Source organism: Streptomyces tropicalis (assembly GCF_029269835.1).
GTDB lineage: Bacteria > Actinomycetota > Actinomycetes > Streptomycetales > Streptomycetaceae > Streptomyces > Streptomyces tropicalis.
In genome coordinates, this window is record NZ_JARJBB010000005.1 from 211527 (window position 1) to 226640 (window position 15114).

At 67.2% G+C, this 15114-nt stretch carries 12 protein-coding genes and 4 pseudogenes; 11 read left to right on the forward strand and 5 right to left on the reverse strand.

Features of this window, described 5'->3' with window-relative positions:
* Nucleotides 1–200 precede the first annotated feature (200 nt).
* From P3H78_RS12440 to P3H78_RS12450, 3 genes are all read right to left on the reverse strand, one after another.
* On the reverse strand, nt 201–437 hold the full coding sequence (locus P3H78_RS12440; protein ID WP_276109229.1) for a chaplin: 237 nt from the start codon (nt 435–437) through the stop codon (nt 201–203).
* A gap of 478 nt (nt 438–915) precedes the next feature.
* Nucleotides 916–1716, reverse strand: coding sequence for a transposase family protein (locus P3H78_RS12445; RefSeq protein WP_276108985.1), 801 nt, complete (start codon nt 1714–1716; stop codon nt 916–918).
* A 302-nt stretch (nt 1717–2018) separates the two neighbouring features.
* The gene (locus P3H78_RS12450) at nt 2019–2948 is read right to left on the reverse strand and encodes a transposase family protein (protein ID WP_276108986.1); all 930 of its coding nucleotides are present in this window, start codon (nt 2946–2948) and stop codon (nt 2019–2021) included.
* A gap of 137 nt (nt 2949–3085) precedes the next feature.
* Between P3H78_RS12450 and P3H78_RS12455 the strand changes: the two genes are divergently transcribed.
* From P3H78_RS12455 to P3H78_RS12475, 5 genes and pseudogenes are all read left to right on the forward strand, one after another.
* Nucleotides 3086–3661: a TetR/AcrR family transcriptional regulator gene (locus P3H78_RS12455; RefSeq protein WP_276108987.1), complete on the forward strand. Its 576-nt coding sequence runs from the start codon at nt 3086–3088 to the stop codon at nt 3659–3661.
* A 93-nt stretch (nt 3662–3754) separates the two neighbouring features.
* Nucleotides 3755–4087 carry a cupin domain-containing protein gene (locus P3H78_RS12460; protein WP_438827961.1) on the forward strand — a complete coding sequence of 111 codons (333 nt, stop codon included), beginning with the start codon at nt 3755–3757 and terminating at the stop codon, nt 4085–4087.
* A gap of 27 nt (nt 4088–4114) precedes the next feature.
* Nucleotides 4115–4723, forward strand: coding sequence for a DUF4865 family protein (locus P3H78_RS12465; RefSeq protein WP_276108988.1), 609 nt, complete (start codon nt 4115–4117; stop codon nt 4721–4723).
* A 292-nt stretch (nt 4724–5015) separates the two neighbouring features.
* Nucleotides 5016–6253: pseudogene (locus P3H78_RS12470) on the forward strand (IS701 family transposase).
* Nucleotides 6254–6395: 142 nt separating this feature from the next.
* Nucleotides 6396–6709 (forward strand): annotated as a pseudogene (locus P3H78_RS12475) (transposase); the annotation flags it as partial.
* Nucleotides 6710–7027: 318 nt separating this feature from the next.
* On the opposite strand, the gene P3H78_RS12480 reads toward P3H78_RS12475, so the two are convergent.
* Nucleotides 7028–7699, reverse strand: coding sequence for a LysE family translocator (locus P3H78_RS12480; protein WP_276108989.1), 672 nt, complete (start codon nt 7697–7699; stop codon nt 7028–7030).
* A 63-nt stretch (nt 7700–7762) separates the two neighbouring features.
* On the opposite strand from P3H78_RS12480, the gene P3H78_RS12485 reads away from it, so the two are divergent.
* On the forward strand, nt 7763–8335 hold the full coding sequence (locus tag P3H78_RS12485) for a CGNR zinc finger domain-containing protein (protein ID WP_276108990.1): 573 nt from the start codon (nt 7763–7765) through the stop codon (nt 8333–8335).
* A 780-nt stretch (nt 8336–9115) separates the two neighbouring features.
* Here P3H78_RS12485 and P3H78_RS12490 read toward each other — a convergent pair.
* Nucleotides 9116–9994 carry a LysR family transcriptional regulator gene (locus tag P3H78_RS12490; RefSeq protein WP_276108991.1) on the reverse strand — a complete coding sequence of 293 codons (879 nt, stop codon included), beginning with the start codon at nt 9992–9994 and terminating at the stop codon, nt 9116–9118.
* Nucleotides 9995–10106: 112 nt separating this feature from the next.
* Here P3H78_RS12490 and P3H78_RS12495 point away from each other — a divergent pair, with 112 nt between their 5' ends.
* The 5 genes and pseudogenes from P3H78_RS12495 to P3H78_RS12515 all read left to right on the forward strand — a co-directional run bounded on the left by P3H78_RS12495 (nt 10107) and on the right by P3H78_RS12515 (nt 15012).
* Nucleotides 10107–11111, forward strand: coding sequence for a DMT family transporter (locus P3H78_RS12495; protein WP_276108992.1), 1005 nt, complete (start codon nt 10107–10109; stop codon nt 11109–11111).
* Between the two features lies 1 nt (nt 11112).
* A pseudogene (locus tag P3H78_RS12500) lies at nt 11113–12626 on the forward strand (leucyl aminopeptidase).
* 47 nt (nt 12627–12673) lie between these two features.
* Nucleotides 12674–13024: pseudogene (locus P3H78_RS12505) on the forward strand (RidA family protein); the annotation flags it as partial.
* Nucleotides 13021–13923, forward strand: a complete 903-nt coding sequence (locus tag P3H78_RS12510; protein ID WP_276108994.1) for a PhzF family phenazine biosynthesis isomerase — start codon at nt 13021–13023, stop codon at nt 13921–13923. The pseudogene P3H78_RS12505 and the gene P3H78_RS12510, both read left to right, overlap by 4 nt.
* 171 nt (nt 13924–14094) lie before the next feature.
* On the forward strand, nt 14095–15012 hold the full coding sequence (locus P3H78_RS12515; protein ID WP_276108996.1) for a cyclase family protein: 918 nt from the start codon (nt 14095–14097) through the stop codon (nt 15010–15012).
* The last annotated feature ends 102 nt before the right edge of the window (nt 15013–15114 follow it).

A 15114-nucleotide genomic window follows, 5' to 3' on the forward strand; every position in this document is an offset into this window, starting at 1 on the left:
CGGATTGGTCCCAGACCTGATCAGGTGAAAAAGGATCTCGGACCAATCCCCAATGCATTCCGCAACGGATTACCCAGTTCAACACCGACGGACATCGCCGTCCCTGCTGCACCGGGGAACAGAGGCATCAGCCTGGCCGAGGGTGCCTGAGCAGGGGCCCGGGCACCCTCGGACAGCTCTGCCGCAGTGACGCCAGTGCGTCACATGCCGGTATCGACGCAGGCATTGCCGAAGGCAGGGTTCAGCGAGCCGATCACGTCGACGGTGTTGCCGCAGGCGTTGACCGGGATGTTGACCGGGACCTGAATCACGTTGCCCGACAGGACACCGGGCGAATCGATCGCACCCCCCTGCGCGCCGCTGTCGGCCGACGCAGCCGCCGCGCCACCGAGCACCACCGCGCCCGCAGCCGCCACCAGACCCGCACCCCGCATCATCCGAGACTGCAGATACGTCATGTTCACGTGCCTCCCTCCTCATTGCGACGGCAGTTGCCGCCGGCCGGCCGCGTGCCGCGACCAGGCATCCGTAATCCGCCGCCGCCATGCGCGCGGACTGCTCAAAACGGCCTGGATCACCCGATCGCACTACACAGCGGCCATGGCGCAGCCGTCGAGCCCGAGGTTCGACGGCTGCGAGGCCCCTGATCCCGCCACCCGCATCAGCGTCCGCCGTAACGCGCCTGTAGAGGACAACCGCACTCGGGGCCGAACAACCCGTGCCGGCGCACAGGGGCGACCACGCAACTGGACACGCTCATCCAGCCGTGGCATCCGGTTGCCGACATACCCCTTGTTCCGACAGATGCCGACGCGCACCAAGCCTTCCGCCCCAACAGCCACGGATCCAGTGCGTGACAGACAGGGCGCACACAGGTGCCCGGCAGAGAAAGGGTGTCGTTTCGATGTTGCAAGGTCAGTGCCTGCATCCGGGCTCTGCAGCTCTGGGGGTGCGGCACCTCCCCCAGCGGCCGCATGCTGGGAGGGTGAGGATGGCCTTGGCGATGACGGTCATGCGGTTGGGGCTGATGCGGGCTCTGCGGAAGATCTGCCAGGACTTCAGCCGTGCCATGCCGCGTTCGGCGGGAGCTCGGGCCTGGGCCAGTGCGCGGTTGACGGTGCGCTGTGTGGGGGTCAGTTCGCCGCCGGGTGGTCGTTTGAGCCCGGTGGTGACCCAAGGGCCGGCGCCCTGGTAAGCGCGGTCGGCCAGGACGGGGACGCCCTGTCGCTCGCAGATCCGAATGATCCGGTGGGCACGGGCCGAGGTCAGGTCATGGGTGCGGCCCGGCAGCGCGGGCGAGATCCACAGCATCTTGCCGGCGGGGTCGGTGACGACCTGGACGTTCACCCCGTCGCGGCGGTGCTTGGCCGAGTAGTCGTCGCGACCGTCGCCGACCCGATCGCATTCGGTGAGGGTCCCGTCCAGCAGCACGAAGTCCGGATCGCTCTCGCGCAGGACTTTCAGCAGGCCCGGAGCACGGTCCGCGAGCAGACCGACGACGGCCGTGACGTAGGCGTGAGCGGTACCGACGGATATCCCGAAGGCGGCCGCGATCCGCGCCAGCGTGTCGTGGCGGTGCAGGTACACGAGGGCGACCAGCGCACGCTGGTGCGGCGGGAGCTTGCAACGCCGGTCACCCTCACGGGTGACGATGAGCATCGTGACCCACTCGACCAGGGCGTGAGGGAGGTCGAGTGCGGCAGGATAGGGAACCAACGAGGCTCCTGTGCCGATGGGTTGAGACTTCGAACACCTCCCTCAACGGCACGGGAGCCTCGTGCGTTGCGGTTCCTCGCCCCGGGCAGCACCGTCACCCGTTCAGTGGCAACGCTGAAAAGGCTCAATGATCAACACGACTGCCGAAAGCTCTGCTCTCGCAGAGACCCAGGTCAAAGCGCTCTCAGGAACCCGACAGGCTTTGCGCCGGTTTTCGTTCCGATGTTCCTCACCCCCCTAACGAGCTCGTGCACGGTAGGCGGTGAGGCGTCGAGCGGCCCGGCGGGGCTGGGTTTTCACCACTATCGGGCAGGGATCAGGTCCTCGGCTTGCTGATGGCTGAGTAGGGCGGCAACGGCTTGGACGGTGTCGCTCATGTGCTCCCGGCGGCCGAGGTGGCGGGCCAGAGCCCGCCAGTTCTTCAAGTGGGCGATGCCGTGCTCGACCCGGATGCGGCGCGAAGAGTGCGCCTTGCGCTGTCTCTCGTGCATTTCTTCGTACCAGTCCGGGGCGTTCTTCTTGAACTTGCGGTGCGGTGGTGTCACCACCCGGCCGCCGGTCTGAGCCCCGAGGCCCTGGTAGCCGGCATCGGCGAGGATCTCCACTGCCGGGCCGTCGGCCAGTAGCTTGACCAGCCCTAACTGGCGGGCGTGGGTGATGTCCGCGCAGCTTCCGGGGCTGGCCGGGCTGTAGAAGAGCACTCGTCCGTCCCTGGCCGTGAGGACCATGGACTTGACGGCGTTCTGCTTGTTCTTGCCGGAGATGAACTTGTCCCGGTCCTTGCGTCCGGCGGCTGGCCGGCGGACCCGGATCTCGGTGCCATCGATGATGCCGGTCATTTTGCTGGCGCCGAGGTGGTCGATAACCTCGGCGAGAGATCTGAGCCGCACGCCGGGGCTGATCGTGCACCCACGCTCGGCGAGCAGCGGTCGTATCTCGCCGATGGCCCGGGTGATGGTGGAGCGGTCCACGCCGAACCAGCAGGCCAGCACGTCGTGGGTGGTTGCGTGGCGAAGATGGACGAGCGTCGCCAGGAGCCGGTCGACGAACACGAGCCGGTGCTTCGCACCGGCACCGACCGCACGCTTCCGCGGTCGGGACACGAGCACGGCCTGGTGCCGTTCGTGCCACAACGGACCAACCTCGGCTACGAGTTCAGCGATCACTGCGGCCGACAAACCCGTGACCCTCCGGTCGCCGATGATTGCTTCACGCGTCGCGTTCCCCACCACACGACCATGATCAACGATCAGACGCTCGACGCCTCACCGCCTACCGTGCACGAGCTCGTTAGTCAAGGCATGTGGATTGGCCCTCTGCAGGGTGCCCTTCGCGATTTTCCGTAACTACTAGTGTGTACACTGCTCGCATGAGCACCAGAGAACAACTCATCACGAGCACTCGTGAGCTCCTGTGGGAGCGTGGCTACGTGGGCACCAGCCCCAAGGCCGTCCTGCAGCGGGCGGGCGTGGGGCAGGGCAGCATGTACCACCACTTCAGCGGCAAGCGGGATCTCGCGCTGGCCGCCATCCGTCGCACAGCGGAAGAGCTGCGGGCCAAGGCGGAGGAGCAGTTCACCGCTACGGGGACGGCGTTGGAACGCATTTCCGCATACCTGCAGCGCGAGCGCGATGTCCTCAAGGGCTGCCCGGTCGGCCGACTGACCCAGGATCCGGATGTGATGGCCGATCCCGCGCTGCGCGCTCCAGTCGACGAGACCTTCGACTGGCTGCGCCACCGCCTTGCCGCGGTCCTGAAGGAAGGCCGCGACGACGGCGAGCTCAATGCGGCGATGAATCCTGCAGAGACCGCCTCAATGGTGGTCGCGGTGCTTCAGGGCGGTTATGTCCTGGCGCGTGCGGCCCACTCAACGGAGCCGTTCCAGCACGCCGTCGCCGGCGTGCTCGGACTCCTCGCCTGCCAGGCCACGACTCCATCCCAGTAGAGGAATCACCTTCCCGTTGCGAATCATTCGCATCCCCCTGACACCGCCGCCGCACCCCCTGAGTGGGTTACCGGCACGGCCTGGATCGATGAAATCGCAGCGCCTACGGGTTCGTCTCGGCTGCGCATCGACAGCGTGCACTTCACTCCCGGCTCCCGCACGATCTGGCACCGCCACCCGTTCGGCCAAGTCCTGCATGTCACTGCCGGTTCAGGTCTCGTCCAGCGTCGTGGCGGCGCCGTGGACACCATCCGCGCTGGTGACACCGTCCGGATCGAGCCGGGTGAACGGCACTGGCACGGCGCCGGACCCACCACTTTCATGACTCACCTGGCCGTCCAGGAAATTGCTGACGACTGCACCGAGGCGGAACGGGGCGATGCCGTCGCTCCTGGCGAATACCCGAGCCAGCGTCCAGTTGGCTGAAGACACCCGCAGAAAGAATCGACCATCATGTATGCCAAGCAGTACGAAGTCACCCTGCCCGCCGACTACGACATGGGCATCATCCGCAAGCGGGTAGCCGATTTCGGACACATCCTCGACAACCGAGCTGGGCTTGGACTGAAGGCGTACGTCATCCGTGAGCGCGGCGTGAACGGCTCGCCGGTCAATCAATACGCCCCCTTCTACCTGTGGAACGACACCGGCGCGATGAGTCATTTCCTCGTCGGCGGCGGCGGCTTCCAAGGCATCATCCGAGACTTCGGCCGCCCCGCTGTTCATCACTGGACCGGCATAGCCAGCCACATGGGTCTGTCTCGTGGCGCGACCCCCAAGGCTGCCTCACGTCGCCTGACCAAGATCGTGGTCGACTCCGACCCGACGGGCATGGGCGTCACGCACCTGATCCAGAACGAAATCGACAAGCTGAACGACCTAGCCCAGCGCGACGGCGTGCACACCGCCGCTCTCGCTGTCGACCCCTTTCACTGGCAGCTGATGCGCTTCATCCTGTGGGAGCACGCCGTTCCTGAGGCCGAGGACACCACCGAGCGATACGAGGTGCTGCATCTGTCCACACCTCACCTGTCCGATCTCCCGGAAGGACGCCACTGGTAATCCCCTCGTCTCCGTGGTGGCCGCTGACCGCACCTTCCTCGCTGTCACCGCAGCCTGCCCGGGGGCCACGCTGCTTGAGCCCCGGCCGTTCGATCAGCTGGTCACCTTCGAAGCGGGCTCCGGGCGGACGAGGCGACGAGCTGCGGCGCGGTGACCGCTCGCCAGCGAGCCTGGGCGGACTCGACGAGCTTGAACACCGTCGCGTGGTGCGTCAGGGGCGGTCTTGGCAGACCGCCCCTCCAACGAATGACATCGAGAACTGGCTGCGCGGTGATGAGGGCAGCCTCCCAGCGTGATCGACGACCTTTCCGACGCGACCTGGGACCGTGAACTCGACGACCTCTTCCTGCGCATCGGCCACCGTCTCGGCCGCGCCGACCTGCGACGCCGCATGCGTGACTACGTCCGCGCTCTGCTCGGCCCGGTCGGCCGCAAGAACGGCTGGCAACTGGCCGAACATGCAGGTCACCGCACCCGCGACGGCCTGCAGCGGCTGCTGAACGGGGCCACCTGGAACGCCGACGATGCCCGCGATGACCTGCAGGCGTACGTCGCCGACGAGCTCGGCGAGGCCGACGGGGTCCTCATCCTCGACAACACCGGCTTCGTCAAGAAGGGCACCACCTCCGCGGGAGTGCAGCGCCAGTACTCCGGCACCGCCGGCCGCACCGAGAACTGCCAGATCGGCGTCTTCGCCGCCTACGCCACCACCCGTGCACGCGCCCTGGTGGACCGCCAGCTGTATCCGCCCAAGTCCTGGACGGACGACCGCGAACGCTGCCGCGCCGCGTAGATTCCTGATGAGAGGGGCTTCGCCACCAGACCAGAGCTGGCCAGGGCAATGGTGCTGCGCGCACTCGCCTCCCCGCTGCCGATCGCCTGGGTGACCGCGGATGCCGCCTACGGCCAGGAGTGGCGCTTTCGCCGGATGCTGGAAGAAGCCACGGTCGGCTACGTGCTCGCCGTCCCGAAGTCACAGCCGGTGCCCCGCTTCGGCCGAATCGACTATCTCTTCGCGCAGGCGCCGCATGAGGCGCATGGGAGCAACGCTCGTGCGGCGACGGCGCCAAGGGCCCGCGCGTCTATGGCTGGGCGGCCGTTCAGCTCCCGGTGATCGAGGGCTTCGACGGTGAGCGGCCCACTCATCACCGCTGGGCGCTGGCCCGGCGCAGTATCAGCAGACCCGATCAGATTGCCTACTACCTCGCATACGCGTCGGTGGGCACCTGTGTCGACCGGCTCGTGCGCGTTGCCGGGCGCCGGTGGGCGATCGAGGAATGCTTCCAGGCAGCGAAGAACGAGTGCGGCCTGGACCAGTACGAAGTCCGCGGCTATGTCGGTTGGATGAGGCACGTCACCCTGGCCATGCTCGCGCATGCCTTTCTCGCGACCACGGCGGCACAGGCGGCGGCAAAGGGGGATGCAGAAGCGGTTCCACCCTGGTTCCGCTCACCGTGGCAGAAGTCCGCCGGCTCCTGGCAACTGGCCCCGCACACCGGCACCGCCCGCCACTTCGCTTCCATGCGCTGAGCTGGTCGCGAGGGCGTCAGGCCGTGGCCCGGCACTGTCACTACCGGCGACGATGTCATTCGTTGGAGGGGCGGTCTGCCAAGACCGCCCCTGACGCACCACCAGCCCACTACACTCCGGACGATGCCTCTGACCAGGCCAGATAGCGAAACGCTGCTGGAGTACTAAGTTGGCGGAGTTCGTTGCCGATGTGTCCGCCTCAGTACCGCGGCGGGATCAGCGGCGGTGGGGCGAGTGTTATTTGCGGGGTCTGATGTTGGACGGCCGGCGTAAGTCGATCCAGCCGATGGTGAACCGGTCGCCGTGGGAGTAGACGCCGGTGTGACAGCGGAACGCCCAGCGGTTGTGCGAGGCCGTCAGCCCTGAGGTGTGGATGGTCAACGACGTGTCGTCTCCCGAGGGCGGGCGTCGGCGGGGGTGGCCCGGCAGCACTGCGGAGCGCTGGTCAAGCGGGCGTGGTCTTGTTCGTCATGGGTTCCACCTGGTCGTAATTGGCGTGATAAGCGGACTCCAGATGCCCGCGCGGGACGTGATGCCGCCGCGGGAGATGATGGCGCGGATGTCGAGGGTGACGGTGCCATCGTTCTTGAGGGAGGTGCTGACGCGGCCGTAGTCGGTGTCGGTGTCCAGGACGACCGAGCCCCTTCGGCGGTGGCGGAGTGGACGGGGATGTCGCCGGACTGGGCGCGGAGCACGACCGTGCCGGGCACGGCCTCGGCGAGTCGGATGTCGTCCGTGGGCGAAGCGGAGCCGTTGTGTCCGCGCTCTTGAAGGTCACATGGACTTGAGCGCCTCTGTGAAAAGGAGAGCCGCGAGTGTGCCGAAGGTGAGGCCGGCGACGACGTTCAGAGCTATGGCTGCGTTGCTGCCTTGCCGCAGCATCGTGGAGAGGCGGCCTGCGGAGAGCCCGACAACACTGTCCCAGGCCAGGCCGATCACCAGAAAGATCAGCCCTAGCGTGAGGAACTGCACGGAGGAGGGACCATGGCCGGAACGCGCGAATTGGGGTAGAAACGCAGCAAAGAACAGGATGATCTTCGGGTTCGTGAGATTGGTGAGGACGGCACGGCCAAGGATCCGATGATCCGGCGCCGCCGCGGGTCCGGCAACGCCGGCCTGCCGTGCGCTGCTCAACGTGGTCACCGCAAGCCAGGCGAGGTAGGCCGCCCCGGCCAGACGGACCACGGCCAATACCGCGGGAGTCGACCTAAGCATGAGCGACAGTCCTAGTGAAGCCGCCGTCACGTGCACCACCATGCCCAGCGACATGCCCACTGCGGAGAGCACGCCGGCCCGCGGGCCCCGGGCCACCGCGACAGCGATGATGTACGCATTGTCCGGCCCGGGCGGGAGCGTGACGAGCAGGACCGCGAGGAGATAGCCGGGAAGAACTCCGGGATCCAGCACAGCACCTCCGCAACGTAACGCATTGAAGACGAATTGCACGTTACGTCACCGACTCCCACGCGCGCAACGCACTATTGCCGTTCTTCGCGTTACAGTGGCCATGTGGCTATCACGGTCGAGGCGATGTCCCCGGAGACGCTCGTCGAGCTGGTCAACGGCTGGGGCAGCGACCCGCGCAGCGCCGATGGTCGGAGTGGCACGGCTTACCCGCCCGCCGCGGAGATCACCGGCCGCCTTGCCATGGCTGCCGGAGTCGGAGACACCGTCACGGCGGAGCAACTGCCCAGGGCTGCCGACCGGCTACATCGTGTTTTCGACACGGCCCAGCCGCGCGAGCGAGCTCGGCTGGTCACGGAGCTCCTCGACGAAACAGGGATCCGCCCGGCTCTGCACATGGGCCCGACCGACTCTCCGCATCTCAGCTGGCTCGTCGAGCAGGGCCCCATGGTCGTTCTCGCCTCAGCTGCCGTCACCCTGCGCGACTACCTCGGCAAGCACGGCATGGGCCGTATAGGCGTGTGCACCGGGAACCGCTGCGCCGACGTCTACATTGACGCTTCACCGGCGGGCCGACGCCGCTTCTGCTCGGTGACCTGCCAAAATCGCGCGCGCGTCGCGGCGTTCCGCAGTCGGCGCGGGGCAGGCGGGCGTGGCCCACGATCCATGAATGCATGAGCGGAGTCGATCGGGCCGTATCAAACACCCTTCAGACGTCAACCAGATGAAGGTGGGTAAGGCCGCCTCGGCGTGGACACCGGCGGGGTTCCCCTTCTGCGAGTCCACCAGGGGTTTGCCCTCGCATCGCACGTGGGTCTTGATGCTCGGCGTGCTCACGGAGAGCCGGCCACTGGGTTTCAAAGAGGACTGACACAAGAAGCGCAACACCGTCGAGCGGGCCGTCAACAAGATGAAGAACTCCCGGGCCGTCGCGACCCCCGGTCGCTCACGGTTGACGCCCCAACCCCTGGATCTCCCGGGCAGCGGAGATGCGGCGACCCCACACGCTCCAGTGACGACAGGTGCGACATCACGTCACATACCGCCCTCTCGGAGGGTATTTAGGGATAAATTATGGCGCTAAGTGGCTGCCGTGATCGACAATCTTCGGGCTGATCAGCACCTTACGTACACCTTCACGGCCTTTCAGGTGCCGACCCGCGTGCCCGTTTGATCCGCTTCTCGGCGCTGGATTTCGTCTGGCTTAGTAATGGAGCGGAAGGTTACCACCAGTGCGGGGTTTCGAGGCATTTCAGACTGCGCACATTGGTGTTGAATGCGACAAAATGAGTCGAAACGCCGATCGCAAATCAACGTTAAATGCCCACTCAGGTCAGTAACCTGCTTCCACCTCCGGCAGAGTCTGTCCCGGTGCATTCATCGTCCACCACCCGCCCGGGAATGCCTGCCCGCCGCCCTTCCCGCACGGAACCGCGTCAAGCCGGCTCTCGTGCCGCCTCAGTCTCCTGCCTTGGCGGCATCGTGCAACGCGTCCAGCAAGGTGCGCATCGCGGACTGCGTCAGGGCGCCTTCCCGGACCGCCATGTAGATGTCGCGGGCGGGCTCGGGACGGTGGACCTTGCGCACAGCGACGCCTGGAAGGTGGCTGCCCAGGCCAAGCCGGGGAATCAGGCCGACACCGAGTCCGGCCGCGACGAGGCCGACGGCGGTGGCGTAGTCCTCGCTGGCTGCGACGTAGCTCGGGCTGAAACCCGCTGCGGCGCACGCGTCGACCGCGATGTCCAGGCAGGGGCCGGGCGGTTCGCTGCTGATCCAGGGCTCGCCGGCGAGATCGGTCAGGCTGAGCACTCGACGGGCAGCCAGGGGGTGATGGGCGGGCAGGACTGCGAGGTACGGGTCGTCGAGCAGGTGGATCAGACGGACGCCTTGGCGGATCCGGTCACCGGGCCGGACCACGATGGCCAGGTCCGCGTTGCCCTGTTCCACTTCAGCCAGCGGGTCCTGCTGGTCGCCCAGCTTGAGGTCGATCTGGACTCCGGGATGCTCGCGGCGCAGCCGGGTCAGGGCCGGCGCCATCAGGGTGGGGCCGACCGAGGTGAAGTAGCGGATCGCCAACCGGCCGGTGCGTCCGGCGCGCAGGTCGGCCAGTGCGGTCTCGGCCTCGGCGACGTTCTGGCTGATGATTTCGGTGTAGCCGATGAGCAGTCGGCCCGCCGCCGTCGGCCGCACGCCGCGCCCGAAGCGCTCCAGCAGCGCGATTCCCGCTTCCTTCTCCAGCGCCGCCACCTGCTGGCTGATGGCCGACGGTGTGTATCCCAACTGCTCGGCTGCCGCCGTCATCGATCCGTTTCTGACCACCGCCCGCAGGATCTGCATACGTCTTACCTCAAGCATGCAGTTGAGCTTAACGCACGTGCAGTTTTCTTCGCTTGTTCTACCAGATCACGTCATGCATCTTTCAGAGCACGGACCTGGGAGGGGAACGACGGTGGGTGATGTGGTGGGCGGGGCGAGGGCGTTGGCGCGGATAGCCGTGCTCGCCCTGTTGTGGGGCTCGACCTTCCTGTGGATCAAACTGGCTCTGGCCATGCTGACCCCGGTCCAGGTCACCCTTGCTCGCTGCGTCCTGGGGGCCGGCGCTCTCACCGCCGCGTGTCTGTGGACCGGGCATCGTCTCCCCCGCGGGTTCCCGTTCTGGCGCCGGGTCTTCATCGCGGCGTTCTTCTGCAACGCGCTGCCGTTCACGATGTTCAGCATCGGCGAGCAGCGCTTCGACTCCGGTGTGGCCGGCGTCCTGAACGCGACGACCCCGCTGTGGTCCCTGCTGATCGGCATCGCCCTTGGGACGGAGCGTGCGGTCCGCGCGGTCCGCCTGGTCGGGCTGCTCCTGGGTTTCGGCGGCGTGCTGCTGATCTTCGCTCCCTGGGAGAGGGCCGGTGGTATCGACGTCGGCGCTCTGGCGATCGTGGGAGCGGCGATCAGCTACGCCATCGGCTTCACCTACATGGGACGCGCCCTTGTCGGCAAGGGCTTCTCCACCGTCGTCCTGTCCGCCTCCCAGCTCATCGCCGCCACCGCCCTGACCGCGCTGACCCTGCCGGCCGGCGGCCTGGCCTCGATCCCATGGCACCCGAAGGGCTTGATCGCCACGGCGGCCCTGGGGATCTTCGCCACCGGGATCACCTTTCACCTCACCTACCGGATCATCGCGGCAGAAGGCGCGACCAACGCCGCGACGGTCGGCTACCTGCTGCCGGTTGTGTCGGTGGGGCTGGGGGCTGTCGTGCTCGGCGAAGCCTTCAACCTGCGTATCGCAGCGGGGATGGCGATCGTGCTCGCCGGGGTCGCCCTGACCCGACGCAAGAGGAAGCCGTCTGCATCGCCCTCCGATCCTGGCGGCGACATCCACTGCGCCGGACAGCTGACATTCCCACGACACTCCGTCCAACACATGCGGGGCATACCTCGGACCCGGAAGAACAGGACCCATTGAAATGACCACCTTGACGGTGAGTACTTCCAAGGCGACGTCGCTGCTCGTAGACGCCATCGTGATCGGTGTCGCCAAGGACCTGGGCGGCCCGGTCGTGGCATCCGGGGGCGACGGCAGTGCCGCGATGCTGGATGGCGAATTCGCCGCAATCCTGGGCAGTGTTGGCATGACCGGAGCCGAGGGCGAGGTGGTCAAGCTCCCCGCCCCGAAAGGATGTGAGGCGCGGGTGGTTCTCGCAGTGGGTCTCGGTCCGATGGGGAAGGACGGGATTCACGACGCGGAGGCCCTGCGCCAGGCTGCCGGGACAGCCGCCCGCACCCTGGCGGGGACCACGAGGGCTGCGCTCGCACTTCCGGTCGACTCCGCCGATGCGGCGGAGGCGGTGGCACTGGGCGGCCTGCTCGGCGCCTACAGCTTCGGCGCTTACCGGAACGACCGGGACTGCAGGTCCCCAGTTCGCGAGTTGGTCATCGTTGCGACTCCTGAGATGCAGCGAGAGGCGGAAGCCGGCGTGCACCGCGGCATGGTGATCGGTCAGGAGATGCACCGCTGCCGCGACTTGGTCAACACGCCGCCCAACGACCTGTGTCCGGAGAGTTTCGCCGCCGCGGTCGAGGCGATCGGCAGGCAGTACGGGCTTTGCGTCGAGGTGCTCGACGAGCAGGCGCTGGCCGAGTCCGGCTTCGGTGGCATCCTCGGGGTCGGCCGGGGCTCGGCCAGACCGCCACGACTGGTGAAGATCGTTCACAGCGTCCCGGGGGCGAGGACACGCTTGGCCTTCATCGGCAAGGGCATCACCTACGACTCCGGCGGCATCTCACTGAAGCCGGTGGGCTTCAACGAGATCATGAAGCGCGACATGTCCGGTGCCGCCGCGGTGCTGGCCGCCGTGGTTGCCACCTGCCGACTGAACCTGCGGGTCGAGGTCATCGGCTGGCTGGCGCTGGCGGAGAACATGCCCTCCGGCACGGCCACCCCCCGGCGACGTGTTGCGGATGTACGGAGGGAGGACCGTCGAGGTGCTCAACACCGATGCAGAAGGGCGCCTGGTGCTCGCCGACGCCATCGTCCGCGCGGCCGAGGACGACCCGGACGCCATCGTGGATGTGGCCACCCTGGCCGGCGCCATGAGGATCGCGCTGGGCAACCACCTCTTCGCGGTGATGTCCGACGATGACGACTTCCGTGACCGCGTGGTGGCCGCCGCCGCGGCCAGTGGCGAACGCGCCTGGCCCATGCCGCTGCCCGGCGAACTGCGCACCAGCCTGGACTCGACGGTGGCCGACATCGCGAACAGCGGAGAGCGGATGGGTGCCGGCCTCGCGGCGGGCCTGTTCCTGAGGGAGTTCGTCCCGGACGGCCGCCTCTGGGCCCATCTGGACATTGCAGGGCCCGCGTTCAACGAGGGCAGCCCTCACGGATACACCCCCACCGGCGGCAACCGGCTCGACGGTCCGCACTCTGATCCAGCTGGCGCAGGAAGCCGCAGCCGGCGTCGACTGCCCCGCAAGGTGATCCCCCTGATGCCCTTCCTCGACTCCATCACCACCGACGCGGCTCCGCAGCCGCTCGGCCACTATTCGCAGCCCATGGTTACGCCGGACGGCACCATCCGGGTTTCCGCACAGCTGCCTCTGGGCGGTGGCGTCCATCCCGACTCCCGCGTCGTGGAGCAGGCACGTCAGGCACTCGCCAACGTCCTGGCAATCGTGGAGTCGACCGGTGCCTCCGGGAACTCCATCGCCAGGATCACCGTCTATCTCAGCGACATCTCCGACTGGGAAGTCGTCGACGCGGTCGTCGGCGAAGTGCCCGGTGAGCATCGTCCGGCACGCACCGTACTGCAGGTATCGGGGCTGCACCGCGGGTTCCGCATCGCCGCCGACGCCGTTGCCCACCGAGTCCTGTCATGAGGACCCTGTATCAGGTCGACGCCTTCACCAAGTCGCCGTTCACAGGCAACCCAGCCGGCGTCGTGCTCGACGCGGACGGACTGACCGACGCCCAGATGCTCGCGATCGCACGAGAATTCAACAACTCCGAGACGGCGTTCGTCCTTACCGCAGACGGCCCCGACCACGACGTGAGGGTCCGTTTCTTCACGCCCACCACCGAGGTCCCCGCCTGCGGGCACGCCACCGTCGGCACGCACTTCGCCCGAGCAGTTGAGCACGGACTGGCGTCCGGCACAGTGGTCCAGAAGACCGGCGGTGGACTTCTGCAACGCGTGGAGATTCTCCGGGACGCGGACCAGCTGCGGATCGGCATGCATCAGGGGCCCGCCGAGTTCGGTCCGGAACTGGATCAAGCCCAGATCGGCCGACTCCTGCGTGCACTGGGCGCCGCCTCAACCGACCTCGCCGAGGACTCTCCGGTCCAGATCGTGTCGACCGGACACTCCAAGGTACTCATCGAACTACGAAGCCGTGCCACGGTGGACAGACTGCGGCCGGGCGGGGCAGCGCTGACGGCCATCAGCCACGAGGTGGGCAGCAACGGCTTCTTCGTCTTCACCCGCGACGTCGCCGAACCCGGCCTACTTACCTGGTCCCGTATGTTCGCACCAGCGATCGGCATCCCCGAAGATCCTGTGACCGGCAACGGCCACGGCCCGCTCGGGGCCTACCTGGTGCGGCACGGCCTGGTCCTGGCACCCGACGGTCGGCTCTCCTTCACCGGACGGCAGGGCACGGCGATGGGGCGGCCGGGCGACGTCTGTGTCCGGGTCGAAACAGACTCCAACCGCAGGGTGCTGGCATCGATCTCGGGCGATGCCGTCATCGCGTTCCAGGGACAGCTGCACCACTCCTGACACACGCCCCGGTCTGGCCCGGGGCGTGGTCCTCCGGGTTTATGGAACTGCGGCTGGTGGCTCTGTGAGTGAGGTTTTCTCAACGGTGATCTCTTCCAGATTCCGTTGGGGTAGCGACACTTCAGAACTTCGAGGTTGCAGGCAAGCAGCGCCCTCCATGACCATCGGCACATGGAAAGCAGCGAGCAGTGGCGCGTACAGTTCAACGCCGACGTGACGTTCGTCAACGGCGGCGGACTCCAGGTGCAGGAGTTCAGGCTGGATGTGCCGGGCCCGAGCATCACTGACCGGGAGGTGGGAGAACTGTTCCTGCGCCACCTCGGCCTGTTGATGGTGGGCACGGTGCAGATCACTGGGAAGCAGCTGCTGCAGGAGCCTCACAAGGGCTCTCGCGGGACGGTCGGCTCCGCTCGTCCGTCCGGACGCCGAATGGTGGATCTGAGCCATCCGATCCTGCACGATATGGTGACTCTCCCAGGACTGCCTGGTCCTCAGATCGGCGAGTACATGTCCCGGATCTCGTCCCGGGATCTTTACGCGGCGGGCACCGAGTTCTCCATCGGTCACATTGCGATGGTGTCCAACACCGGCACCCACCTGGACAGCCCCTTCCACCGTTTCGAGGACGGTGACGATCTCGCGGCCCTGCCGCTGGAGCGACTGAGTGACCTGGAGGGCGTGGTGGTACGTGCGACGGGTGCAGAAGGGCGTGCGATCGACCGGGCGCTGTTGCTGCCGCACGATGTGGCAGGGAAGGCCGTCCTGATTCACACCGGCTGGGACCGGCACTGGGGCACGGAGCAGTATGGGTCCGATCATCCGTTCCTCACTGCAGAAGCCGCCACCTGGCTCGCCGATCAGGGCACGGCTCTCGTGGGGATCGACTCGCTCAACGTGGACAGCACCACCGATGGGACGAGGCCCGCCCACACCACTCTGCTGGGCGCGGGAATCCCGATCGTGGAGCACCTGCGAGGGCTGGAGCACCTGCCACCGCATGGGTTCCACTTCCATGCCGCACCGCCTGCGGTCGCAGGCATGGGCACCTTCCCGGTCCGGGCCTACGCCCTTGTGGACGCAGGCCGGTAGTTCGGTGGTGACGCTCGTGGCGACCACGGGGCGGGCGGGAGCGGCCCTTTCTGCTCGCCGCCCTGGTGACATAGGCGCCTTCGCGGTGACCGAGGGGAGCCC

What these genes read in the sequence shown, in the direction of transcription:
- P3H78_RS12510 (WP_276108994.1), top strand. Translation starts at nt 13,021, where the DNA reads ATGAGGACCCTGTATCAGGTCGACGCCTTCACCAAGTCGCCGTTCACA.
- P3H78_RS12515 (WP_276108996.1), top strand. Translation starts at nt 14,095, where the DNA reads ATGGAAAGCAGCGAGCAGTGGCGCGTACAGTTCAACGCCGACGTGACG.
- P3H78_RS12455 (WP_276108987.1), top strand. Translation starts at nt 3,086, where the DNA reads ATGAGCACCAGAGAACAACTCATCACGAGCACTCGTGAGCTCCTGTGG.
- P3H78_RS12465 (WP_276108988.1), top strand. Translation starts at nt 4,115, where the DNA reads ATGTATGCCAAGCAGTACGAAGTCACCCTGCCCGCCGACTACGACATG.
- P3H78_RS12440 (WP_276109229.1), bottom strand. Translation starts at nt 437, where the DNA reads ATGATGCGGGGTGCGGGTCTGGTGGCGGCTGCGGGCGCGGTGGTGCTC.
- P3H78_RS12490 (WP_276108991.1), bottom strand. Translation starts at nt 9,994, where the DNA reads ATGCAGATCCTGCGGGCGGTGGTCAGAAACGGATCGATGACGGCGGCA.